This window comes from Aquimarina megaterium XH134, assembly GCF_000520975.1.
In the GTDB taxonomy this organism is placed as follows: domain Bacteria; phylum Bacteroidota; class Bacteroidia; order Flavobacteriales; family Flavobacteriaceae; genus Aquimarina; species Aquimarina megaterium.
This window is the reverse complement of the sequence record NZ_JACB01000010.1, coordinates 105870-130520: the sequence shown is the minus strand read 5'-3', so window position 1 is coordinate 130520 and position 24651 is coordinate 105870. Positions and strand designations below refer to the sequence as shown.

Annotated in this window: 18 protein-coding genes; 13 read left to right on the top strand and 5 right to left on the bottom strand. The window is 33.3% G+C overall.

What is annotated here, in order from left to right; translation table 11 throughout:
- Positions 1-15 precede the first annotated feature (15 nt).
- The gene (locus Z053_RS0109325) at positions 16-1392 is read left to right on the top strand and encodes an amidohydrolase family protein (RefSeq protein WP_025664758.1); all 1377 of its coding nucleotides are present in this window, start codon (positions 16-18) and stop codon (positions 1390-1392) included.
- A gap of 25 nt (positions 1393-1417) precedes the next feature.
- On the top strand, positions 1418-2914 hold the full coding sequence (locus Z053_RS0109320; RefSeq protein WP_025664757.1) for a S10 family peptidase: 1497 nt from the start codon (positions 1418-1420) through the stop codon (positions 2912-2914).
- A 125-nt stretch (positions 2915-3039) separates the two neighbouring features.
- Here Z053_RS0109320 and Z053_RS31055 read toward each other — a convergent pair whose 3' ends face one another.
- Positions 3040-3234, bottom strand: a complete 195-nt coding sequence (locus Z053_RS31055; RefSeq protein ID WP_152538283.1) for a hypothetical protein — start codon at positions 3232-3234, stop codon at positions 3040-3042.
- A gap of 419 nt (positions 3235-3653) precedes the next feature.
- Here Z053_RS31055 and Z053_RS32070 point away from each other — a divergent pair, with 419 nt between their 5' ends.
- The 5 genes from Z053_RS32070 (at position 3654) to Z053_RS0109300 (ending at position 10061) form a co-directional block, all read left to right on the top strand.
- Positions 3654-3785, top strand: coding sequence for a hypothetical protein (locus tag Z053_RS32070; protein WP_262482477.1), 132 nt, complete (start codon positions 3654-3656; stop codon positions 3783-3785).
- Positions 3786-3809: 24 nt separating this feature from the next.
- A complete protein-coding gene (locus Z053_RS0109315) occupies positions 3810-4820 on the top strand; it encodes a pirin family protein (protein WP_025664756.1) in 1011 nt (336 codons plus the stop codon).
- Between the two features lie 96 nt (positions 4821-4916).
- Entirely contained in the window at positions 4917-6989 is a 2073-nt protein-coding gene (locus Z053_RS0109310) for an ATP-binding protein (RefSeq protein ID WP_025664755.1), read from the top strand.
- A 161-nt stretch (positions 6990-7150) separates the two neighbouring features.
- Positions 7151-9229, top strand: coding sequence for a response regulator (locus Z053_RS30005; protein WP_025664754.1), 2079 nt, complete (start codon positions 7151-7153; stop codon positions 9227-9229).
- A 7-nt stretch (positions 9230-9236) separates the two neighbouring features.
- Positions 9237-10061: a DUF1853 family protein gene (locus Z053_RS0109300; protein ID WP_025664753.1), complete on the top strand. Its 825-nt coding sequence runs from the start codon at positions 9237-9239 to the stop codon at positions 10059-10061.
- A 32-nt stretch (positions 10062-10093) separates the two neighbouring features.
- Here Z053_RS0109300 and Z053_RS0109295 read toward each other — a convergent pair whose 3' ends face one another.
- The 3 genes from Z053_RS0109295 to Z053_RS0109280 all read right to left on the bottom strand — a co-directional run bounded on the left by Z053_RS0109295 (position 10094) and on the right by Z053_RS0109280 (position 14327).
- Complete coding sequence (locus Z053_RS0109295) at positions 10094-11401, bottom strand: hypothetical protein (RefSeq protein ID WP_152538282.1); 1308 nt, start codon at positions 11399-11401, stop codon at positions 10094-10096.
- Positions 11402-11687: 286 nt separating this feature from the next.
- On the bottom strand, positions 11688-13151 hold the full coding sequence (locus tag Z053_RS0109285) for a sigma 54-interacting transcriptional regulator (protein ID WP_025664751.1): 1464 nt from the start codon (positions 13149-13151) through the stop codon (positions 11688-11690).
- A 45-nt stretch (positions 13152-13196) separates the two neighbouring features.
- Positions 13197-14327 carry a vWA domain-containing protein gene (locus Z053_RS0109280; RefSeq protein ID WP_025664750.1) on the bottom strand — a complete coding sequence of 377 codons (1131 nt, stop codon included), beginning with the start codon at positions 14325-14327 and terminating at the stop codon, positions 13197-13199.
- A gap of 210 nt (positions 14328-14537) precedes the next feature.
- Between Z053_RS0109280 and Z053_RS0109275 the strand changes: the two genes are divergently transcribed.
- The 3 genes from Z053_RS0109275 (at position 14538) to Z053_RS0109265 (ending at position 18295) form a co-directional block, all read left to right on the top strand.
- Positions 14538-16007, top strand: coding sequence for a M28 family peptidase (locus Z053_RS0109275; RefSeq protein WP_025664749.1), 1470 nt, complete (start codon positions 14538-14540; stop codon positions 16005-16007).
- Positions 16008-16266: 259 nt separating this feature from the next.
- Positions 16267-16629, top strand: coding sequence for a hypothetical protein (locus tag Z053_RS0109270; protein ID WP_025664748.1), 363 nt, complete (start codon positions 16267-16269; stop codon positions 16627-16629).
- Between the two features lie 190 nt (positions 16630-16819).
- Entirely contained in the window at positions 16820-18295 is a 1476-nt protein-coding gene (locus Z053_RS0109265) for an SLC13 family permease (RefSeq protein ID WP_025664747.1), read from the top strand.
- Positions 18296-18302: 7 nt separating this feature from the next.
- Here Z053_RS0109265 and Z053_RS0109260 read toward each other — a convergent pair whose 3' ends face one another.
- Positions 18303-18539 carry a hypothetical protein gene (locus Z053_RS0109260; RefSeq protein ID WP_025664746.1) on the bottom strand — a complete coding sequence of 79 codons (237 nt, stop codon included), beginning with the start codon at positions 18537-18539 and terminating at the stop codon, positions 18303-18305.
- A gap of 115 nt (positions 18540-18654) precedes the next feature.
- On the opposite strand from Z053_RS0109260, the gene Z053_RS0109255 reads away from it, so the two are divergent.
- Genes Z053_RS0109255 through Z053_RS0109245 form a run of 3 tightly spaced genes read left to right on the top strand, consistent with a single transcriptional unit; the run spans position 18655 to position 24633 of the window.
- Positions 18655-19428 (top strand): MBL fold metallo-hydrolase, encoded by a 774-nt coding sequence (locus Z053_RS0109255; protein WP_025664745.1) that lies wholly within the window; start codon positions 18655-18657, stop codon positions 19426-19428.
- Between the two features lie 19 nt (positions 19429-19447).
- Positions 19448-22669: a VPS10 domain-containing protein gene (locus tag Z053_RS0109250; protein ID WP_025664744.1), complete on the top strand. Its 3222-nt coding sequence runs from the start codon at positions 19448-19450 to the stop codon at positions 22667-22669.
- A gap of 14 nt (positions 22670-22683) precedes the next feature.
- A complete protein-coding gene (locus tag Z053_RS0109245; RefSeq protein ID WP_025664743.1) occupies positions 22684-24633 on the top strand; it encodes a S9 family peptidase in 1950 nt (649 codons plus the stop codon).
- The last annotated feature ends 18 nt before the right edge of the window (positions 24634-24651 follow it).

Sequence of the window (24651 nt, the reverse complement as noted above, 5' to 3'; positions counted from 1 at the left end):
TTTAAAACTCTGGTGATGAGAACATATCTTTTCATACTACTTACAGCATTGGTTACCTCTTGTGCTCAACCTCAAAAACAAGTGAGTACAACTGCTATCCTGGTTACAGATGCCACTATTGTAGATGTAAGTAATGGTACTACTATCGAAAAACAACAGATTGTAATCGATTCTGGAAAAATAAAAAGAGTCACTAGTAGTATAGAAAATCCAGAAGGATATACTACAAAAATCAATGCCAAAGGAAAATACATCATTCCAGGATTAGCAGAAATGCATGCACATATCCCACAACCTTCGACATCAAAAGAACGTATCGAAGAGGTTTTGTTTTTATACCTTTCTAACGGGATAACAACAATACGAGGTATGCTTGGTGATCCTTCTCATCTAAAACTAAGACAACGTGCAGAGACCGGTGATCTCCTAAGTCCTAGAATTTTTACCTCTAGCCCATCTCTTAACGGAAATTCTATAAAGACAAAAGAAGAAGCTGTTGCCAAAATAACAGCGTATCAAAAAGAAGGGTATGATTTCTTAAAAATCCATCCTGGTATTACGATAGAAGTATTCGATCAATTGGTAAAAACTGCCAACGAAGTAGGTATTCCTTTTTCTGGGCATGTTCCTGTTGATGTTGGCATACGACATGCTATACAAAGTAAATACGCTTCTATTGATCATATTGATGGCTTTTTAGAAGGGCTGGTTCCCGAATCTGAAAATGTAAACCCGGGAGATAATGGTTTCTTTGGGTACAATTTCACTCCTCTGGCAGATGAGTCCAAAATTGATGAATTGGTACAACTTGCAAAAGACAATAATACCTGGATTGTTCCTACTCAAAGTTTATTCGAAAGATGGTTTGCTCCGGTCACTGCCGATGAGTTATTGAAAGATCCCGAAATGAAATATATGCCTGCTTCTACCTTGCAAAATTGGAAGCAACGAAAAGGTCAATATACCGAAGAGAACCCCAATTTTAATAAAGAACAATGGCAACAATTTAATACTATAAGAAGAACATTATTAAAAAAATTACACGATAGTGGTCATCAAATATTATTAGGTTCTGATGCCCCGCAATTATTTAATGTTCCCGGATTCTCAATTCATCACGAAATCAACGGAATGATAGCAGCTGGGTTAACGCCATTAGATGTGCTGCAATCAGGAACAATGAATCCTGCCTTGTTTTTTGGTAAAGAAGATACATTTGGGCAAATCAAAGAGGGATTGGATGCAGACATTGTTATTCTGGATGCAAACCCACTAGAAGACATCAAAGCTTTAACACAGGTTTCTGGTGTAATGATTAGAGGGCATTGGTTATCTAAAGAAGCTATCGATCAAAAATTGCAACAAATTGCTCAGAATGCCAGTAAAAACTAAAAATACTAATTACGATACCATAAAAATGAAAAACATATTTTCTTTATTCATTACAGTGTTTACTATTTCGCTTTATGCCGAAGCACAAAACGTTAAAGTTCCTATTGATACTACTATAGTAACTAATCATACAACTACGATAAAAGGAAAAGCCATTGCTTATAAAGCAACGGTGGGATTTCAACCAGTTTGGGATGAAACAGGAGTACCTATAGCTTCTTTATCTTATACCTATTACAAAAGATCTGATATTAAAAATGATGAAAATCGACCTTTACTCATTTCATTTAACGGTGGTCCGGGATCAGCTTCGGTTTGGATGCATATTGCCTATACAGGGCCTCGTATTCTTAAGATCGATAATGAAGGGTTTCCTGTACAGCCCTACGGAATTAAAGCTAATCCAAATTCGATATTGGATGTAGCAGATATTGTTTTTGTAAACCCGGTAAATACAGGATATTCTAGAATGATCCCCGGAAAAGATGGAAAAATGCCTGATAAAAAATTATTCTTCGGGGTAAAAGCAGATGTAAAATACCTGGCCGATTGGATCAATACATTTGTAACCCGAAATAATCGTTGGCGATCTCCAAAATACCTTATCGGAGAAAGCTATGGAACCACACGAGTTTCTGGTCTGGCTCTAGAGCTTCAAAATCGCCAATGGATGTATCTTAACGGAGTAATATTAGTCTCTCCTACTGAAATAGGCTTCAAATTTGATGGCCCTGTAGAAGTAGCAAATCGATTACCCTATTTTGCAGCAGCGGCATGGTATCATAAGATGTTGTCTCCAGAGCTTCAGAATAAAGATTTACTCGAAGTACTTCCAGAAGTAGAGAACTATACCATTAATGAACTGCTTCCAGCCATTGTAAAAAGCGGATATCTGGACGCTTCCAAAAAAGAAGAAGTTATTAACAAGATGGCGTACTACTCTGGGCTTTCTAAAAAAACAATACGACAACATAATCTCGAAGTACCAAAATCATATTTCTGGAAAGACCTTTTACGAGATAAAGAAGGATATACAATTGGCCGATTGGATTCTCGCTATAAAGGAATGGATATAAAAGACGCAGGGGATAATCCTGATTATAACAGTGAATTAACTTCCTGGCTTCATTCTTTTACACCTGCTATTAACTATTATTACAGTCAGGAATTAAAATTTAAAACCGATTTAAAATACAATATGTTTGGCCCTGTTAGACCCTGGGATAGAACCAAAGGTAATAATACCGGTGAAAACCTAAGAAGAGCTATGGCCATGAATGCGAACCTTCATACGATGATCCAATCGGGTTATTATGATGGTGCTACGACCTATTTTAATGCTAAATATGTGATGTGGCAACTTAACGCAAATGGAAAACTTAAAGATCGCCTAAGTTTTAAAGGATATCGCAGTGGTCACATGATGTACCTTCGAAATGAAGATCTGATTAAAGCGAATGATGATATTAGAGCATTTATTACCAAATCATCTGTTACTATAAATAAGGGATCAAAATATTAAGCTTATGGCTGAAATCCAGTTGAATTGTTCTTAAAGATTACTGATTCTTCTCCTTAAGCTAAAAAGGTTCGAAACAAATAGAGGGTGTATGAAAAACCATACACCCTCTATTTGTTTCATACTATTTAGAATAGGATGCAACCTCCTCGTTTGTCACAGCGACCAGGGATACATAAACTTTGATTATTATCCATAGTACAACCATCTCCACTTGAGCAACATTTAATAGTTGGCGGTAATGATGGCCCCGAACCTTTAATATGTAACTGTTGATGTTTACTTAGTTTTCGAACTCCTTCTAATTTTAAAATGTTTTTCATCGTATAAAATATTTAATAATTAATAAATCGAATATTGGTTTTCACTCTAATTTTTGTAACTCGAACTATAAGTTTTGTCTCAAAGTATCTTCGGTTAAGTTTATAGATAAATCCATTTATGGTATAGTTGAAAAATGTTTTTCTTCTATTTCAGGTAATCTTCTAAGTAAATTTTATAACATAGATAGTATTCTAAAGATCATTGTTGTCATTAGATTTGCATCTACTTATTATATCAATTATTTAAATCAAACATATCTAGTATAGACTTCAACTACTACCCTGTTTTCCGTGAAACAAAAAAATCAAAAAATTTTACTATTAAACAGTATCTTTAAAGTAAAGAATCACTAATCAAAAAAACGATGATGCTACGACTTATTTTAATGTTAATTATGTGATTTGGCAACTCAACGCAAATGGAAAATTTAAAAATAGTCTATACTTTAAAAGGGTATCGTATTGATCACTTGATGTACCTTCGTAATGAAGACCTGATTAAAGCGACTGATAATATTAGAGCATTTATTGCCAATCACCTGTTACTATAAATAAGAGATCAAAATATTAAGCTTATGGCTGCAATTATTAAAATCAAACCGTTAGGCTTCCCTTGGGAAACCAGTGATCCATTTTTATTTTGTGCATATCACGAGGATCAATATCCAAAAGGAAACGGAGAATTAGGTCCCGATGCATCGTTAGAAGGACGTAATATCGGTCAGGATTTTACGCTTAAAGATGGATGGCGAATGTATCATGGCACCAAGATTCCTGGTTTTCCGGCACATCCGCATCGTGGTTTTGAAACTGTTACAATTGTTCAGAAAGGATTAGTGGATCACTCTGATTCACTTGGGGCTGCAGGACGTTTTGGTAATGGTGATGTACAATGGATGACAGCGGGCAAAGGTGTTCAACATTCTGAAATGTTCCCATTGTTACATACCGAAAAAGAAAATCCTTTTTTATTGTTTCAGATTTGGCTTAACCTTCCGAGGGATAAGAAAATGGAAGAGCCACATTTTAAAATGTTATGGAGTGAAGAAGTTCCTAAAATAAAGAAACAGGATGAGTTTGGACAGGATACCGAGATTACCCTAATTGCTGGAAAATTAGATGATACAACAGCTCCCGCTTCTGCTCCTGATTCCTGGGCAGCAGATCCTCTTAATGAAATAGCAATATGGACTATCAAAATGGATGCTAATGCAACGTTTAACTTTCCTACAGCTTCTAAGGGTATAAACAGATCGTTATATTTTTTTAAAGGAACCGAAGTTACTAGTGAAGGATATACTATTCCTGTACAGCATGAAATTATTCTAAACGCAGATCAGGAATTTACTTTGAAAAACGGTAATACAGAAGCTCATATATTACTATTGCAAGGTAAGCCTATTAACGAACCTGTAGTAAAACATGGGCCATTTGTTATGAACAGCCAAATAGAAATCAGGGAAGCTATACAAGAATATCAACAAACAGAATTTGGAGGTTGGCCTTGGGATAGTTATGATCATGTGCATTCCCCTTCTAAAGGCAGGTTCGCTTTATATCCCGACGGTACAGAAATAAAAAAGTAGCATATCTTATCTTAATAGTTGGACAAATAATGCTTATCTTTAATTCTAACATATGTTAACAACATCATTATCATCACCTTAGAAGATTTGATTTAAATGCGTAATCGAAAAACATTTCTTTTACCCTTTCTGTTTTTTCTGTGTTCAATTTTATTTTTTTCTTGTTCAAAAGAAAAAATAGTAACGAACGCTGAAGCGGATTGGTTAAAACAAAATGATTCTATTACAATTGCTTTATTTCCGTACTACCCTCCGTATCAATTTATAAATAACAACACTACTATTGAAGGTATTTTTATTGAATATTTTAACCTGATTGAAGATAAAATAGATCATAAATTTAAAAAAAGGTATTATTCTAATTGGTCACAACTGGTAAAGGATGCCAAGAGTAAAAAGATTGATATGATTCTGGAAGCTCAACAAACCTGGGATCGTAGTCAATATCTAAATTTTTATACCGAATTCTTTAACACTCCTTTTGTTCTTGTAGCTTCAAAAGATACTCCTGATGGACTTACTTTAAAAGATTTTAGCACAAAAACTATAACAGTTCCTCTTGGGTATTCTTCAGAAGAATACTTAAGAAAAAAGCATCCAGAAATCAAACTGAAAACTTATCTCAACGAAAGTATAGCACTACAAATGGTGCAGACAGGAAAACACGATGCGTATTTTGGTCCAAAAACTGTAGCTAATTTTTTAATAAAGTCTAAAAACTTCGACAATCTTAAAATCATAGCCGAGACTAAATACTCTTATATCCCGAGTATTGCTGTAGATAAAGACAATACTGTTTTAAATAAAATCATTCAAAAAACAATTAACAATATTTCTGATAGCGAAAAACAAAATATTGTAGAAAACTGGCTTTACACTAAAACAAAACCATTTTATAAAAATCCCAATTTTTTGATTCCTCTTGTCTTTTTTATATTGCTAGGTTTACTCATTGTTTTAGGGATCAACTTTTATTTGGGTTACACTGTAAAACATAGGACAAAAGCACTTAGAATAGCAAAAGATAATGCCGAAAAGGATAATCAATTAAAAACAGCATTTATTTATAACATATCTCATGAAATTCGAACACCAATGAATGGTATTATTGGTTTTTCGAGACTTCTTAAAGAATCTAGCACAACAGATAACCAAAAAGCAAAATACACCAAAATTATAGTTGACAGCAGTAAACAATTAATTGATAGTATGGATAACATACTTGAAATTTCTAAACTACAAACTAAACAGGTCATTCTTACTCGGGAAGAGACTGACCTATACGAAGTTTTTGATATTGTTTTTTCAACTTTCGAAATAATAGCAAAGAAAAAAGGGATTTCCCTTATACTTAATAATAACCTGTTGGACAATCAACGTTATGTGCATATTGACAAATCTAAGCTTATCAAAATTATAACTAGTCTAGTTAAAAATGCGGTTAAATACACTCAAAGAGGAGCTGTACTTATTTCGGTTATGTTACAAGCAGATCTTTTGGTTATTAATGTACGGGACTCTGGAATAGGAATTGACCCTAAGAATCAACAGCTTATATTTAAGAGTTTTTCTCAATCAGAAAATCAAATTTCAAGAAAATATGGAGGATTAGGATTGGGGCTTACTATCGCCAAAGAGTACACTAACCTGATGAAAGGTGAGTTATCTTTTTCTTCTATTCCTGACAAAGGATCTACATTTCGAGTTGAGTTGCCCTATCGCCCTATTACCATTTCTAATCCTCTTAATACAATATCATCTACATTATACAAAGACACAAAAACCAGGCAACACACCATCCTGATTGCAGAAGATGGCGACGTTAATTTTTTGGTCCTTAAAACAATCTTACTAAAAATAGAAAATTATCACTTTACCATTCATCGTGCTAAAAATGGAAAAGAAGCAGTAATATTTTGTAAAGAAAACAATCCCATAAGCCTGGTGTTTATGGACATGAAGATGCCAGAAATGGATGGATATGATGCTACAAAACTGATAAAAAAATTACATCCAGAACTTCCTGTGATTGCACAAACAGCCTATGCTAACAAAGAAGATATACTAAACGTTTTTGCTGCTGGATGTGATGATTTTATAGCTAAACCTATTGATCCAGAAATTTTAAAAAAAGTTATCCATAAACATTTATCTATATATTCTTTCTAAAAGAAATACAATGTCTTAGGATATAAAAGTTTATGATTTATCAATTTATATTAATTCACTTTGTTCTATAAATAAGCCTGGTGTTTCTTGAAAGTGTTACTATTAAATAGTATCTTTATTAATAAGGAGCAAGAAAAGTAAGGGATAACTAGTAAAAAGCTATGGCAAAAAAATTACTATATATTTTCTGTTTCTTTAGTATATGGATAGGGTTTTTTTCTTGTTCGAAATCTACCGTCTTAAGTGACAAAGAGAAAGATTGGCTACATAACAATGATAGTATTTCTGTTGGGCTTTTTCCATATTATGCCCCATATCAATTTATTAATGAGAATAACGAAATAGATGGTATCTTAATCGATTATCTTTCCCTTATCGAAAAGAAAACAAATCACAAATTTCAACGAAAACTGTATACTAATTGGGAACAACTTCTAAATGATGCAAAAAATAATAAAATTGAAATCGTTTTAGAAATCCAACAAACCAATAAAAGAGATGCTTACTTTAATTTTTACTCACAACTCTTTGAGTCTAGTCATACTATTGTAACTCAAAAAGATGTTGATTATGGTACACATCTAAAAGACTATAACGACAAAATAATTACAGTTCCTAAAGATTATGCGATATATGAGATCCTAAAAGAGTATGAAAAAGACCTCAACATTTCTACAGAAATAGATGATTTAAGTTGTTTAAAAAAAGTTAGCTCAGGAAAATACCATGCTTATATAGGACCAAAAGCAGTAGCCAATTACCTTATAAAAACAGAAAACCTAGATAATCTTAAAATTGTTTCAGAAACTCCATATACATACGCTCCAAGCCTTGCAGTTCAAAAAAGTAATGCTATGCTTAGTGATATTATTGCTAAGACGACTAATAATATTACTGATCATGAAAAGGAAATCATTTTTGACAATTGGCTATATAATGCCGTCGTTCCTTTTTATAAAAAAGCAAGCTTCTGGATTACACTTACCGGAATTATTCTATTGTCGTTAATTGTTATTCTTCTTCTTAACAGATATCTTAAATACTTAATCAAACAAAAAACAAAAGAATTAAAAATTGCTAAAGAACGAGCCGAAGAGAGTAATAAATTAAAAACCGCATTTATTCATAATATTTCTCATGAAGTACGTACGCCTATGAATGGTATTATTGGTTTTTCTGAATTACTTAATGACCCACAAATTACATCGGATCAACAAAAAGAATATTCAAAAATTATTATAAATAGTAGTAATCAATTAATCAACATTATCGATGATATCATCGAAATTTCAAAATTAGAGACTAATCAGGTCGAAGTTCGTTTTGAAGAAATAAATATTAATGAGACGTTGCAAAAACTATTTTCCGATTTTCAGAGTAAAGCGATTAGCAAAAATATTGCAATATACCTCAATAATAAATTAACAGATGATCAGGGGATCATACTTATGGATAAACTAAAAATCCACAAGATTTTACAAAATCTTATTGATAATGCAATTAAATTTACAACCAAAGGTATGATAGAAATTTCTTGCGAAATTGAAAATAGTTCTTTGGTCATTACCATAATAGATACGGGAATCGGCATTAAACCCGAAGATCAGGAACTAATATTTAGAAACTTCTCACAATCCGAAAAAGAAGCTACAAAAAGCTATGATGGTCTTGGATTAGGTTTATCAATTGCTCAGAAAAACGCCAATCTAATCGGTGGTAATGTTACTTTTGTTTCAATGGTTAATAAAGGTTCAATATTTACATTAACTGTACCATACAATCCCATTGTTAATCCTGTGACATCTGATACTCCTTTGGATAAAGAAAAGATTCCGGATATTCCTATAAAACAAGTTATTTTAATTGTAGAGGACGGAGATGTAAATTTTTTATTCCTTAAAACGATATTACTTAAAATGAAAGGGTATAAATTTGTAATTCATCGTGCAGAAAATGGTAAGAAAGCAGTAGAGATTTGTAAAAAAAATGAACATATAGATTTAATTCTCATGGATATAAGAATGCCTGTAATGGATGGGTATACAGCTACAAGAAAGATAAAGAAAATGAGACCCGGATTACCTATTGTAGCGCAAACGGCGTATTCTACAGAAGAAGATATCCAAAAAGCATTAGATGCAGGATGCGATGATTTTGTTTCTAAACCTGTAGATAGAAAAATACTGAAACCTATCATTAATAAATACTTTTCGGTTTTTTCAAAATCAAAATTTACCTAAAGCTTAAATGTCAATCAAAAATGAATATCTAGGGTTTTTAAATAGTAAACCCTTATGGACCGACAAAACTCTTTTAGGATTATCTCCTTTTGATATCGAAGAAGTACTAGAAAACGATGTTTTACCTAACGAAACAGAAATTAATATTCGGGATAATGAAGTATTAGGTAAGCGTATAGAGTTTTTTTTTGAATATGGTATTACCAATACTGATAAGTACGAGATTATAGCAAAGAATATTCAGGTATACCAGGATAAAATCACCATCGGAGAATTAGATTTTCTGGTAAAAGATCGTAGAAATAATAACACTTTACATATTGAAATTGTATACAAATTTTATCTGTATGACCCATTAATTCAAGGTGAACTTCTACAATGGATTGGCCCAAACCGTAAAGATGCTTTACTTCAAAAAGTAGAAAAACTGAAGACAAAACAATTGCCCTTACTCTACAGAAACGAGACCTTACCTATTCTAGAAGACTTGCATATAGATCCAAAAAGTATTCATCAATGTGTATGTTATATGGCAAATCTTTTTGTTCCTTTATCTATGAAAAAAGAGCTATTTCCTATTATAAACAATCAATGCATTGTTGGTTTTTGGATACCATTAAAGGATTTTACTTCAGAACAATATGGTAGTTGTCATTTTAATATTCCGAAGAAAAAAGATTGGGTTACCGATCCAAAATATAGTGATGTCTGGTTTTCTTTTGAAAATATAAAAGAGCAGGTACAGGTAGCATTGTCGCAAAAAAAATCTCCATTACTTTGGATGAAAAGCAATGAAGATTCTTATGACCGTTTTTTTGTGGTTTGGTGGTAATTTATTCTATTTGATTTAGATTAAATGGTAAATCAATGTATTCTAACATTTTCAACTTTTAAATCTGGATTAGTTCCCTCTAACCAATTCGTTTCTGAATTAATAACTTGAATATTTGAAAGAATACCGCTAGCTCCACTAACATTAAAAGCTTTATAAACGCTTGAAAGTATTACTTCAGAAATTGTAATATTATGAATTTTTTGAATAGAACCTCCAGAGGAAATTCTAAAAGCCGCTTCTCTAATACTATCATTTGGGTCAGCTGTATGACCTCCAATATCATGTCCAACAACATTAGAAACAATAACATTAGATGTATTACTATTTGAGTCAATATCTATATTGAAAACGTTAGTTCCTCCTTGTTGAATAACGTCTCTAACAATTATATGGTCTGTCCTTGTTGGGACATTCCAGTTTTTATGAGGTTGGAGCGCAATTCCTCTTTGTCCATTATAACAGTCTATAGTTACGTTTAAAATTTTTATATTCTTGGCATTTAATATTCCTAGTGCATTGTCATATTTATTCTTAGGGATATAAATACCTCCGTATAAAGTTACATTTACAACCGAATAAGGAGACGTTTCTGTTAAGTCTCTAAGTTTTCCTATATTAATTAAACCACCTGTATCAGTAGCTGGAAATGTTGTTGGCAACCCATGAGGTGCGGGAGTATTATACCATAATAGATAACTATCCTTAAAAGCTTGACATACGTCCCTATCTTCATTAACCCCGACAAAAGTAGCACCACTAAAATCATAATAGTGGTTGTTTTGATTTAAATGTAAAGTCTTTTCAAGTAAAAATTTTCCATTTGCTACAAATTTTTGAACACTTGGAAATGATTCAATTGCTTTTTGAAAATTTTGACCACACGGAATAACACCAGTATCATCAATATCCCACCATTGTGGTATTATATAATTGTTTTTTAAATTACCTCTAACTTTACCGTCATCTAAGGTAAAATCCCATCTATCCCAAAAACAATCTTCGACAGTTCCATTATCCTCTAATTCGAAAATTTGATATTGACCTGCATTAATACTACCATTTATGGTTAGTGTAGTATTACCCTTTATTATAAATTTATTCCCTTTAAAAAACTTTAGTTCGATACCTTCAGGAATATTGAAATCAACACGAACTTCTATATCTCCTTTTATTGTAATAGTACCGTTTCCGTTAAGACTTGTAACCGCATCTGATAAAACATTATTAATATTTGGATCGTTATCCTGTATACCGCCGGAAATAATAAATTCTGTTGTTTGCTGCCCTAATGAAATAAATGATGACAACATTAATAGTAATGTGAATATTTTAATCATTTGAATTAAGTTTTTTTTGTGTATCTATATATGTCTTAGTGATCTAAAATGTTACTTAAGTTTTACATATTTTTATAATGCTGAATGATGTTTTTAAATATTCTATAAAAAAGGAGAAGACACATTGGGTTACTAATCCAAAATATAGTGACGCCTGGTTTTCTTTTGAAGATATAAAAGAGCAGGAGCAGATATTATTATCACAAAAAAATCTCCATTACTCTGGATGAGAAGTAATGAAGATTCTTATTAATGTTTTTTTTAGTTTGGTGGTAAACGTTACCAACTATAGTCCACTTATATAACTTCCATAAAGATCATTAAAATGAAATCCTTCTGATAATCTATGTTTACTTAGTTTTTTAAATTCTACCAATCCCCACAATAAGAATTCCATCATAAAATAAGTTTCTTCTGTACTCATTTCGGGATGATATTCATTAATCAGATTCTTAAGCGGCGTAATGGCATCTAGTTTTTCTTTATACTCTTTATCTGATATATCATCTAGTAATTCGAATCCGCTCTCTTCAAAAAACCAATTTATCAGATTCTGATATGGGCTTTCATAACCTTCTTTCTCTAGTTTTTCGATTTTCGGAAAGTATTCGGGAAATAAAGTCTTGATAGCATCAGCAATTAAGGAATTTGCTACAGAAGCAGCTCCCTCCTGCTCTCCTTCGTATACCAATTCTACTTTGCCGGTAATAGCAGGAATAACCCCGGTAAAATCACTTAATCGCAATACTGTTTGATCATCGCCAGATCGCAATGCCCGGTATTCTGCCATACTTAACAAATTTTCATAAGCAGTAATACTCATCCTGGCACTTATACCACTTTTATGATCAATAAACTCACTTTCCCTAGCCTGAAAACTAATTTGTTCTAATAAGTCCTTTGCAATCTCTGGTACATAAACCAAATCGGCTTGCCACGAATCTAATTTAGCCTCTTGCTGGGTAATTGTTTTTGCTATTGCTACAGTTTTGGGGTAGTGAGTAAGAATCTGTGATCCTATTCTATCTTTTAAAGGTGTTACAATGCTTCCTCGATTCGTATAATCTTCTGGATTTGCTGTAAACACAAACTGTATATCTAATGGTAATCGAAGTTTAAATCCTCTAATCTGGATATCACCTTCTTGTAAAATATTAAATAATGCCACTTGTATACGAGCTTGTAAATCTGGTAATTCATTAATAACAAAAATACTCCTGTTTGCTCTTGGGATCATCCCAAAATGAATCACACGATCATCTGCATAGCTTAATTTTAGATTAGCGGCTTTTATTGGATCTACATCTCCTATAATATCTGCCACAGTAACATCTGGAGTTGCTAATTTTTCTGCAAAACGTTCTGATCGATGTAACCAGCTAATGGGCGTGTTGTCTCCTTTTTCTTCTATCAAGTTAGTCGCATATCTAGAAATAGGATGAAACGGATCATCATTAATTTCTGACCCCTCTACCACAGGAACCCATTCATCCAGCAGATTTATCATTTGTCTTGCCAAACGGGTTTTTGCCTGACCCCGTAACCCTAATAAATTAATATTATGCCTAGAAAGAATTGCTCTTTCTAATTCGGGAATCACTGTATTTTCATACCCATGAATACCTGTAAAAGTATCTTCGTTATTACTAATCTTAGTTCTTAGATTATTTCTTAATTCATCTTTTATTGATATACTTTTATATCCCGATTTTTTTAATTGGCCTAATGTCTTTATATCTAAAATTTTCATCTTTTCTTTTTCGTTCTTACAATTACTTTTAAATTCAAAACGAGTTTATCCTCGTATCCTTTTTTTTCTATTCGTTTCATAATCTTCAAAAATCATTTCTCCTAAACCATTAAGGCCGGTATAAAATGCTTTTCCTTGATTCGCATAGGTAAACTCTCTTACAAATTGCATCAAATAAGGGTCTTGTGCAATCATAAAAGTCGTTATGGGGATATGTAATTTCCTGGCTTGTTGAGCCATCATATAACATTTGCTTACGATGTACCTATCTAATCCATTACTATTTTTATAGTATTGTCCATCTGGCATTCTTAAACAACTGGGTTTACCATCGGTAATCATAAAAATCTGCTTGTTTGTATTACGCTTTCTTCGCAACATGTCCATAGCCAACTGTAAACCTGCTACAGTATTCGTATGATATGGTCCTACCTGTAAGTAAGGCAAATCTTTGATCGCAATTGGCCATGCATCATTACCAAAAACCAAGATATCCAATGTGTCTTTAGGGTATTTGGTAATAATAAGCTCTGCAAGTGCCATTGCAACTTTCTTGGCAGGAGTTATACGATCCTCACCATACAGAATCATACTGTGACTAATATCAATCATTAGTACTGTACTCATTTGTGCTTTAAACTGAGTTTCTTCGACTACAAGGTCATCTTCGGTAAGATTTAAATCACCAATACCATGATTGATCTGTGCATTTTTAAGGCTTTCTGTTATTGATATTTGCTCTAACGAATCTCCATACTGATAATTACGAAACTCCCCAGAGTGTTCATCCCCTTTACCAATATAATTTGTTCTGTGATTCCCTGCTCCGCTTCGTTTTAGCTTTCCAAAAATTTGATCTAATGCCCTTTTGCGAATTGCCTGTTCGGTTTTGGCTGTAATAGACATCCCTCCTTTACCATCTGGTTTGATCTCTTCTCGAATGTACCCCTTCTTTTTTAAATCCTCTACAAAATCATCCAGCGTGTAATTCTCATCAGTAAGTTGATATTCTTTATCTAATTCTCTCATCCAGTCTAAAGCCTCATCAAGATCTCCCGAAGTATGAGTGATAACTTCCTGAAAAATATCAAAAAGCTTATCAAACAGAGACTGTTCTGGTGCCTCAAAGATTTTGAATGCAAAGCCTTTTCTAAATACTTTTTTTTCTTTTTTCATTAGATAAAGTTAGTATAATTTATAAAAGATAAGAACTTATTATCTATCGAAGAAATGAGAATTAACATTTGTTTTTGACAATATTTATTAGAAAACAACTTCTTGTATTATAACAAAGTACAAACAATTGTTATCTTTGAAAAGAAGGTAGCTATATTTAATTATACGCTATACCATTAATTTGATCACACAATTATATCATTCTCACTCATGAAAAAATCTATTATACTCTCGTTACTTTTTCTTTTTACAATCTCTATTTCGGCACAGGATGATGTCGAAAAAGTAAAATCTACTGTTTCTAAAAGTGAAATTGAAGGGCATATTTATTTTCTGGCTTCAGATGAACTAAAAGGTAGGCAAACCGGAAGCCCCGAAAATAAAATTGCTGCGCAATACCTTGCTAATATGCTACGAGGGTACGGAGTAAAACCAATTCCCAAGACAACCAGCTATCTTCAAAATGTAGATCTGGAGAAAACATCTGGAGCTACAAAGACCGAATTTAAAACAGGAGCTTTAGTGCTTAATAAAATAGCTACTGTAGCATCTGGAAATGCCAGTTATAAAGGAAAAGCTGTTTTCATAAATCACGGTCTAGAAGAAGATTATAATGGTATTGATGTAAAAGGGAAATATGTAATTGCCATTATAGGAACTAAAGACAATAAAAATATCAGACCTGCTTTTTCTGCAGCAAAAGAAAAGAATACCCTCGCCAAAGAAAAAGGTGCCATAGGTATTATTGAGGTTTCCAATCTTGATGACCCAACGTGGATGAGATTAGAACACTATTTAAACGGTGAAAAAATGATTGTCGCGGATCAAAAAGAAGATGCAGATAGCTTTTCTCATACATGGATAAATGACAAAAATGAAGATATTAGTAAACTATTTGCGACAAATAAAGAGATTGATATCGAATTTACTATTGAAGGAATTAAAAAAAGTGCGGTTACCTCACAAAACGTCGTTGGTTATGTAGAAGGTACTGATCCCAAACTTAAAAATGAATACATCATTTATTCTGCTCATTACGATCATGTGGGTATCGGTAAAGCTGTTGAAAATGATTCGATATATAACGGAGCAAGAGATAATGCTGTAGGTACGGTTACTGTACTTTCTGCAGCAGAAAATATTGCAAAATATCCAACCAAAAGATCAGCGCTTTTTATCCTGTTTACAGGAGAAGAAAAAGGGTTGTTAGGAAGTAAATGGTATGTAGACCACCCGGTAATTCCTTTACATCAAATGGTATATTGTTTTAATAGTGATAATGGAGGCTATAATGATACAACACTGGCAACGATTATTGGTTTGAGCAGAACAACCGCACAAAAAGATATCGAAGACGCCACTACCAAATTTGGACTAAAAGCCATCGATGATCCTGCTCCTGAACAAGGATTATTTGATCGGTCTGATAATGTAAACTTTGCTGCAAAAGGGATTCCTGCACCTACTTTTAGTATGGGATTCACAGCTTTTGACGAAGAAATCACAAAGTACTACCACCAGGTTACCGACAATCCAGAGACCTTGGATTACGACTATTTATTTAAGTTTTTTCAGTCTTATGTTTTAGCGTGCAGAAACATTGCTAACAACGAGACAACTCCTTTTTGGATAGAAGGAGATAAATATTATGAAGCTGGTAAAAAACTATATAAGAAATGAGAATGAAATAATCACCGTATTAAAACTACGATATTGATTTTTATAACAATAAAAGGTAGAAAAGCAAAATTTTAAGAGATATTATCATTTTTTTAACATAATAATATCCTAAAAAAGGTATTTAAACGTTAATTTTACAATACCCCTTTTTTAAGATAATTGTTAAGCACTATACAAATACTTATGACAATACACGTAAACCCAACGTAATTGCATATTATTCAGTGATATAGTATGTAATTCACAAAATCGTTAGATTATGAAAAATTACATACTCTCTTTTTTAGTATTTTTCTCTTTTTTAGTATTTCCCAATAGTAGTATTGAAGCATCTTCATACCAAATTACTATTGATCAAAGTCAAAACCCTCGCGATCGTAAACTTTCTGCTGAAGAAGTTAAAGAAAGAGGACTTGATCTTTTGGCGAATCAAATCGTCGAAAACATTGATGAAATTGATTTACGAAAAACAGCTAGATCTGCGATTTTCGAAACATCTTATGGTTTTAGATGGAAGATGGTTAATTTACATACTGGTAAAATAATTATTGTAAAAGTTGATAAAAACTTTCATCTTATTTCTGCACGAAATAGTGACAAATCTAAGGTTATGATACCTTAAAAACCCATTTATACAATACATCTTTTTTCTTTCTGCCATATCTTTTTTATAGAATTTATGGAGACCACGCTAACTATTACCTTATACTCCCAAAGTAATATTTCTATGCTTTGGGAGAAAGATTTAATTCTTTTATCTATACTTTTATCAATCATTTACTAAACCTATGATTTCTTAACAACAGCATCGCATGAATGTAAGTATTAAAAAAATAGGAGCCATATCTGGCCCTGCAATTTTTTTTCTTGTATTATTTTTTTTTCACCCCGAGGGTTTAAGTAAAGAAGCCAATGCGATACTGGCTAGTACTTTATGGATTGCTATATGGTGGATTACCGAGGCAATTCCTATTGCAGCCACTTCACTGTTGCCCATTATTTTATTTCCGTTATCTGGTGGTTTGGATATTAAAACAACAACTGCAGCATTTGGCAATCATAATATTTTCTTATATGCAGGTGGGTTTATATTGGCTATTGGGATAGAGAGGTGGAATCTACATAAACGTATCGCGTTAAGTATTATAAATATTATTGGTACCAATGTTAAAACCATGATTCTTGGTTTTATGATTGCTACAGCATTTTTATCAATGTGGATTTCTAACACTGCAACATCTGTAATGATGTTACCTATTGGTATTGCCATAATTACTCAACTTACCGATAATCCAAACACTATCGAAGATGAAAATAAAATCTTCGGAAAAGCGCTAATGCTGGCTATAGCGTATAGTGCATCTATCGGAGGAGTTGCTTCACTTATAGGAACTCCTACTAATCTTATTCTAGCTGGGATTGTTAAAGAAATCTATGGTTTTGAGATCACATTTACCAATTGGATTGTTATAGGTTTACCCATCTCGTTAGTAATGTTATTCATCTGTTGGCGTTATTTGGTTCAAATCGCATTTTCTTTTAAACAGAAAGAATTTCCTGGAGGGAAAAATGAGGTAAAAAGACAACTGAAAGAATTAGGTACAATATCTTTTGAAGAAAAACTAGTACTCGCAGTATTTATATGCACTGCTTTTGCCTGGATCACAAGGTCTTTTTTATTACAGCCTATTTTTTCGGCTATAGACGATACCATAATTGCCATTACTGCAGCATTACTTCTTTTTCTTCTACCCAGTAGAGAAAAAGGAAAACCATTAATGAACTGGCAATCGGCAGTAAAGTTACCATGGGGCGTACTTTTACTATTTGGTGGTGGTCTTGCTTTGGCATCTGGTTTTAAAGAATCGGGATTAGCGCTTTGGATCGGTACGCAAATGACATTATTGCAAGGAGTTTATTTGATTACTCTTTTGGCCTTTATTGTTACTGCTGTAAATTTCTTAACCGAAATCACTTCAAATGTTGCTACTACTTCAATGTTATTACCCGTTTTGGCATCAATGGCGCTATCACTTGATGTACATCCATTTATTCTTATGGTAGGCGCAACAATCGCAGCATCATGTGCATTCATGCTTCCTGTAGCTACTCCGCCTAACGCAGTGGTATTTGGGTCGGGCTATTTAACCATTCCCGATATGATGAAAAAAGGATTTTGGTTAAACATTATATCTATTATCTTAATTATAGTAATCACTTACTATCTACTTCCCTATTTCTGGGATTTTGAACCTTCTTCTTTTCCAAAGGAATTTAAAAAAATATAGCAATCATTTATGATACAAGCATCTTTTTTATAGTTTCATAATCCTCCATATATTCCCAGTATATAACTCTATCATATGCATATTTTATTAAAATATACTTTTCGCTGATCGATAAAATTCTCTTAACCGCTACTATTTTTTTTGAAGCCTCTTCTACTTCTACTTCTTCTGTAACTTCTCGATTTCGAGCATCAAAGCCATGAAGGATTGTATGATTCTTGAGTGTGAGTTCTATAAATTTCATTACTAATACGATTTTTAATCTTTCAAATTTACCTCATTTTACCTTAACACGGCTTTAAGACTTTAGCGTATTCATTTTATTTACTTTAGGCTTTTCAAAATCAATCCATTAGAACGTGTTAAAAATATTCTTCTTTCTCTCTGGTCTTCTTTATAGTATTTCTGGCATTTCACAAGAAAATATAACACTTACCTATACAGGTAATATGGGTGTTTTAATATCTGATCATCAATCTTCTGTACTAATTGATGGTCTGCACACAAAATATGGAGATGATTATCTATTTCCTTCTAAAGAAGTAGTGCATAAAATCAATACCAGATTTAAACCTAATGCTATTTTATTCACACACTATCATGGGGATCATTTTAGCGCCTCGTTATCTCGGGAATATTTAGTCCTAAACAAAAATGCTGTCCTTTTTGGAGCAAATCAAATCACTAAGAATTTCTCTGATTTTAAAGGTAGAGTATTTACAATCACTACAAAAGATTATACCAAACAAACTATAGATGTTGGTAAAGTAAAGGTTACTGGGCTTAAAATAAATCATGCCGGCAAAAGACATGTTGCTGTACAAAATGTAGGATACATTATTAAAATAAACAATAAGAAATTTCTGCATGTAGGAGATACCAACTGGCTCGAAGAAATTGAATTATTTAGTAAGCTACAATTGCATGATGCTAGTATCGACGTTGCTATTCTGCCGTATTGGATGCTTTTACAAGATGATGCATCAATATTGATCAAAAAATATATCAATCCGAAAAAGGTAATCGCTACCCATATTTCGCCCCAAATAAAAAAGAAAGAACTTTTAGATTTAAAAAACAGATATCCCAATATATCATTTCTCACAACATTAGAACAACAAATACAACTATAATTAATTCACAACCAAAAAAATGAAAAAACGAATATTTTTACTGTTACTACTAGGTGTGATTTCTACATTATCTGCTCAGAAATTCACCATGGACCTTATTAAAGATAATACTCCACGTAATATAGGTCCTGGGGGAATGAGTGGTCGTGTCACTGCTATAGATGTGGTAACTACCAATCCTGATATTATATATGCAGGGACCGCTTCTGGTGGACTCTGGAAATCTACTTCTGGAGGAATCAAATGGGCTCCAATTTTTAATAATGAAGCTACTGCTTCTATAGGGGCCGTGGCTATTCAACAATCAAATCCATCAGTAATTTGGGTAGGTACCGGAGAAGGAAATCCTAGAAATAGTCTTAACGGTGGATATGGTATCTATAGATCTCTGGATGGTGGTAAAAATTGGAAACTTATGGGGTTAGAGAAAACCCGTCATATACATAAAGTAATCATTGATCCTACTAATCCTGATATCGTTTATGTTGCAGCAATTGGATCTCCCTGGGGAGAACATCCAGAAAGAGGAGTTTTTAAAACTACCGATGGCGGTGCTACCTGGACTAAAATTCTATTCAATAATAATAAAACCGGAGCTGCAGACCTTGTCATGGATCCTACAAATCCTAACAAGTTAATAGTTGCCATGTGGGAACATAAGCGTGATCCCTGGTTTTTTAATTCGGGAGGAGAAGGTTCTGGTCTCTACATCACTCATGATGGAGGAAAAAATTGGGAAGAACGCACTGATAAAGACGGACTTCCAAAAGGTAATTTAGGTAGAATAGGATTAGCAATAGCAGCTAATAAGCCTAATATTGTTTATGCATTGGTAGAAGCCAAAAAGAATGCACTATACAAATCAACAGACGGAGGGTTTAAGTGGAAAAAAATTAATGATAAAAAAGATATCGGTAATCGTCCTTTTTATTACTCTGATATATTTGTAGATCCACAAAATGAGAATCGAGTATATTCTGTATTTACCTATGTAAATGTTTCTGAAGATGGTGGTAAAAACTTTACACAGTTAATGCCTGCATATGGTGTTGATAATGGAGTACATCCAGATCATCATGCATGGTGGATTCATCCTAATGATGGGAGTTATATGATCGATGGTAATGATGGGGGATTAAACATCACAAGAGATGGAGGTAAATCCTGGCGTTTTATAGGAAATCTTCCTGTCGCACAATTTTATCATATCAATGTAGATAATGAATTTCCTTATAATGTATACGGAGGTATGCAGGATAATGGCAGCTGGAGAGGCCCTGCTTATGTATGGAAAGCACAAGGAATCAGAAACTCATACTGGCAAGAAATATCCTTTGGTGATGGGTTTGATGTTGTACCCGATAAAGATGACTCTAGATATGGATGGACGATGAGCCAGCAAGGATATGTAAGCCGCTATGATTGGATGACGGGTAACAATTATACTGTGCGCCCTACTCACCCCGATCCTAAAGTAAAATTACGTTTTAACTGGAATGCAGCGATCAATATTGATCCATTCGATAATAATACAATCTATTTCGGAAGTCAGTTTGTACACAAGAGCACAGATAAAGGACTTACCTGGAAAATAATATCTCCTGATCTTTCAACAAACGATCCCGAAAAACTAAAACAAGCAGAAAGTGGTGGATTAACGATGGATGCTACAGGTGCAGAAAATCACTGTACTGTTTTGGTTGTTGAGCCTTCGCCGCTAGAGCAAAATATGCTTTGGGCAGCTACAGATGACGGGCGAGTACATATCACTCAAAACGGAGGAGCAAATTGGACTGATGTATCGGGTAATATAAAAGAATTACCAAAAGGAAGTTGGATTGTGCAAATCAAAGCTTCAAACAAAAAGAAAGGAGAAGCTCTTTTGGTCGCTAATGATTACAGAAGATTTAACTATACACCATATGCATTTAGAACTACTGATTATGGTAAGACCTGGAAACGTATTGTTGACCAAAATGATGTAAAAAGCTATACGCTTAGTATTGTTGAAGATCCTATAGAAAAAAATCTATTATTCCTGGGTACAGATGATGGATTATACATTTCTCTTAATGCAGGAAACAGTTGGACAAAATGGACCAAAGGTTTTCCTACCGTATCGGTAAAAGATTTGGTAATACAACCCAGAGAACATGATTTGGTTATTGGTACTTTTGGTAGAGCCGCATGGGTATTAGATGATATACGACCACTAAGAGCATTGGCAAAAAACAGTACTATTTTAAGTCAGAAATTACATCTTTTTGAGCCTCCAATCGCATATCAGGCCGCTTATCAACAACCTACAGGTAGTCGTTTTGGAGGAGACGCCTTATATAATGGTGAAAATCGTGACTATGGAGCTCTTATTTCATATTACATAAAAGTAGAAGAAAAGAAAAAAGAAGAACCTAGCAAAGAAGAGAATAAAAAGGAAAGCGATGAAGATGAGTCTGATAGTGAGAAAGAAGAAGCCAAGGTAAAATGGGATTCTATTCATCTTAAAATCTATGATGGTGATCGTTTGATTAGAACTTTAAAAGAAAAGACCCCGGATTCTACAGGATTTCATAAAACAAAATGGTTTATGAATGAAAAAGGTGTTGATCGACCTTCGCGAAAAATCCAAAAACAAGATAGAGAACCTGGTGGTACTGATGTAAAACCTGGTAAATATAAACTGGTATTAGAATATGGGGATCAAAAATCTGAAACCATGATCGAGGTTAAATCTGATCCTAGATTACAAATATCCCAGAAGAATATCAACGAAATTTATGCTGCTTCAAAAAACATGGAAAAAATGAGGCAGTCTGCAGCAGATGCTGTAAAACAATTGGTAGAGAGTAAGGATATAGCCTCAAAATACCAGAAAGAGCTTAAAAAATTAGATAAAAAGAAATATAAAGACCAGATTAAATTATCTAAAGATATTTCTAAAAAAATCGATAGTGTAATTGCTATCTATCTTGGTAAGGAAGATAAGCGTCAAGGAATCACTCGTAATCCAGAAGTAACGGTGATGCAACGTATGGGTACAGCAGGATGGTATGTGGGTAGTCGTCAAAACGGACTAACTTCTACAGAGAACACCTTGATAAAACAAGCTAAAGATGCATTACAAGATGCGCTGGTAAAGACCAACGAATTTTTTATAAACGATTGGAAACCCTATCGCGAAGCTATTGAGAAGTTAGATGCCTCTCCTTTTAAAGAAATTAAGAATTTTACTTTAGAATAAATAAATAAACACTCATGAAAAAACTACTCACATTTAGTATGGGTCTACTCCTCTTCTACTCTTGTAAGCAAGAAAAAAAAGAAGAAATCGCTCAGCCTATCAAGATCGACCAGTATTCGATAGAACAATTTATGGATAACGAAAATGCATTTTCGGATGGATTTTCTGCAGATAAGTCTAAAGTGCTTATGACGAGCAACCGTTCTGGGATTTATAATATGTATACAGTTGCTACCAATGGTGGCGAACTTATGCCTGTAACCAAATCTGATAGTGCATCGGTTTTTGGGTTATCATATTTCCCCGAGGATGATAGAATCTTATTCAGAATGGATGGTAATGGTGATGAAATTTATAAAATCTTTGTTAAAGACAGCTCTGGTATCAAACGTCTAACTCCAGAAAAGAATGTAAGAGCTTTATTTAGAGGATGGGCAAAAGATGGCAAGAGTTTCTTTTATGGTAGTAACGAAAGAGATCCTAAATATATGGATCACTATGAGATGGATATTGCTGATTTTACCTCCAAATTAATTTATCAGAATACTGATGGGATGGATTTTGGCGGAATGTCTGAAGATAGAAAGTATATAGCACTATCTAAGTCTATCAATACTAATGATAATGATCTTTACCTATTGAATACCGAAACCAAAGAAAAAGTTAAGATTAATGATAACTTAAGTGGAAACTCACCAGAGGATTTTTCTCCAGATGGTAAATCATTCTATTATACTACCGATGATAATGCAGAATTTAGTTATCTAATGAAGTATAATCTTGAAGATGGTAGTAAAGAAAAGGTTTTAGAAAAAAACTGGGATATTTCTGGTTTTTATTTTACCCGAAACGGAAAATATCAGGTAATGTTTACCAATGAAGATGCTAAGACGGTTATGGAGGTAAAAGAAGTAGCCACAGGTACTATTGTTGATTTCCCTTCTATAGAAAATCAACAAATTAATAGGGCACGTTTTTCGAGAGATGAATCTATGGCTTTACTTAGCGTTGGAGGGTCAAATACGCCTACCAATTCATACTCTTATGATCTTGCAACCAAAAAATACCATAAGCTAACAGATGTTTTAAATAAAGATATCAATCCAGATCATTTGGTTACTTCAGAAGTAGTTCGTTTTAAATCTTTTGATGGATTAGATATTCCTGCTATATATTATAAGCCTAAACAAGCAACTGTTGATCATAAAGTTCCTGCATTAGTTTGGGTTCATGGTGGCCCCGGAGGACAATCCAGACAAGGGTTTAGTTCTATAATTCAGTATTTGGTAAATCATGGATATGCTGTACTGGCTGTAAACAACAGAGGTAGTAGTGGTTATGGTAAAACTTTTTTCAAAATGGATGACCGAAATCACGGGGATAAGGATTTAAAAGATTGTGTTGCAGGAAAAGACTGGCTGGCAAAACAAGATATCGTAGACGCCGATAAAATAGGAATCATCGGTGGTTCTTATGGAGGGTATATGACTATGGCAGCCCTTACTTATACTCCAGAAGAGTTTAAGGTTGGTGTAAATATTTTTGGAGTTACAAATTGGTTAAGAACGCTAAAAAGTATTCCGCCATGGTGGGAATCTTTTAAAGAAGCGTTGTACACAGAAATGGGAGATCCAAATACCGCTGATTCTGTTCGTTTACGACAAATTTCTCCACTTTTTCACACCGAAAAAGTTACAAAACCATTGATTGTTCTTCAAGGAGCCAAAGATCCCAGAGTTTTAAAAGTAGAATCTGATGAAATTGTAGAAGGAGTTAAGAAAAGTGGTGTTCCTGTAGAATATGTATTATTTGAAGATGAAGGACATGGATTTGTAAAAAAAGAAAATCAAATCGAAGCTTATGGTAGAATTTTGAAATTCTTAGATAAATATCTAAAAAGTGCAGGTACCGAAATGATTAATGACGGTAAAACCGAATCTACTAAGATTGATTCGGAGTCTTAAAAAAAGAGTTTAAAATTT

Coding starts and splice junctions, on each gene's coding strand:
- Z053_RS31055 (WP_152538283.1), bottom strand. CDS start 3,234: ATGAAAAACATTTTAAAATTAGAAGGAGTTCGAAAACTAAGTAAACAT.
- Z053_RS0109325 (WP_025664758.1), top strand. CDS start 16: ATGAGAACATATCTTTTCATACTACTTACAGCATTGGTTACCTCTTGT.
- Z053_RS0109280 (WP_025664750.1), bottom strand. CDS start 14,327: ATGAAAAAAGAAAAAAAAGTATTTAGAAAAGGCTTTGCATTCAAAATC.
- Z053_RS0109315 (WP_025664756.1), top strand. CDS start 3,810: ATGGCTGCAATTATTAAAATCAAACCGTTAGGCTTCCCTTGGGAAACC.
- Z053_RS0109260 (WP_025664746.1), bottom strand. CDS start 18,539: ATGAAATTTATAGAACTCACACTCAAGAATCATACAATCCTTCATGGC.
- Z053_RS30005 (WP_025664754.1), top strand. CDS start 7,151: ATGGCAAAAAAATTACTATATATTTTCTGTTTCTTTAGTATATGGATA.
- Z053_RS0109275 (WP_025664749.1), top strand. CDS start 14,538: ATGAAAAAATCTATTATACTCTCGTTACTTTTTCTTTTTACAATCTCT.
- Z053_RS0109250 (WP_025664744.1), top strand. CDS start 19,448: ATGAAAAAACGAATATTTTTACTGTTACTACTAGGTGTGATTTCTACA.
- Z053_RS0109245 (WP_025664743.1), top strand. CDS start 22,684: ATGAAAAAACTACTCACATTTAGTATGGGTCTACTCCTCTTCTACTCT.
- Z053_RS32070 (WP_262482477.1), top strand. CDS start 3,654: ATGGAAAATTTAAAAATAGTCTATACTTTAAAAGGGTATCGTATTGAT.
- Z053_RS0109265 (WP_025664747.1), top strand. CDS start 16,820: ATGAATGTAAGTATTAAAAAAATAGGAGCCATATCTGGCCCTGCAATT.
- Z053_RS0109270 (WP_025664748.1), top strand. CDS start 16,267: ATGAAAAATTACATACTCTCTTTTTTAGTATTTTTCTCTTTTTTAGTA.
- Z053_RS0109300 (WP_025664753.1), top strand. CDS start 9,237: ATGTCAATCAAAAATGAATATCTAGGGTTTTTAAATAGTAAACCCTTA.
- Z053_RS0109295 (WP_152538282.1), bottom strand. CDS start 11,401: ATGATTAAAATATTCACATTACTATTAATGTTGTCATCATTTATTTCA.
- Z053_RS0109310 (WP_025664755.1), top strand. CDS start 4,917: ATGCGTAATCGAAAAACATTTCTTTTACCCTTTCTGTTTTTTCTGTGT.
- Z053_RS0109320 (WP_025664757.1), top strand. CDS start 1,418: ATGAAAAACATATTTTCTTTATTCATTACAGTGTTTACTATTTCGCTT.
- Z053_RS0109285 (WP_025664751.1), bottom strand. CDS start 13,151: ATGAAAATTTTAGATATAAAGACATTAGGCCAATTAAAAAAATCGGGA.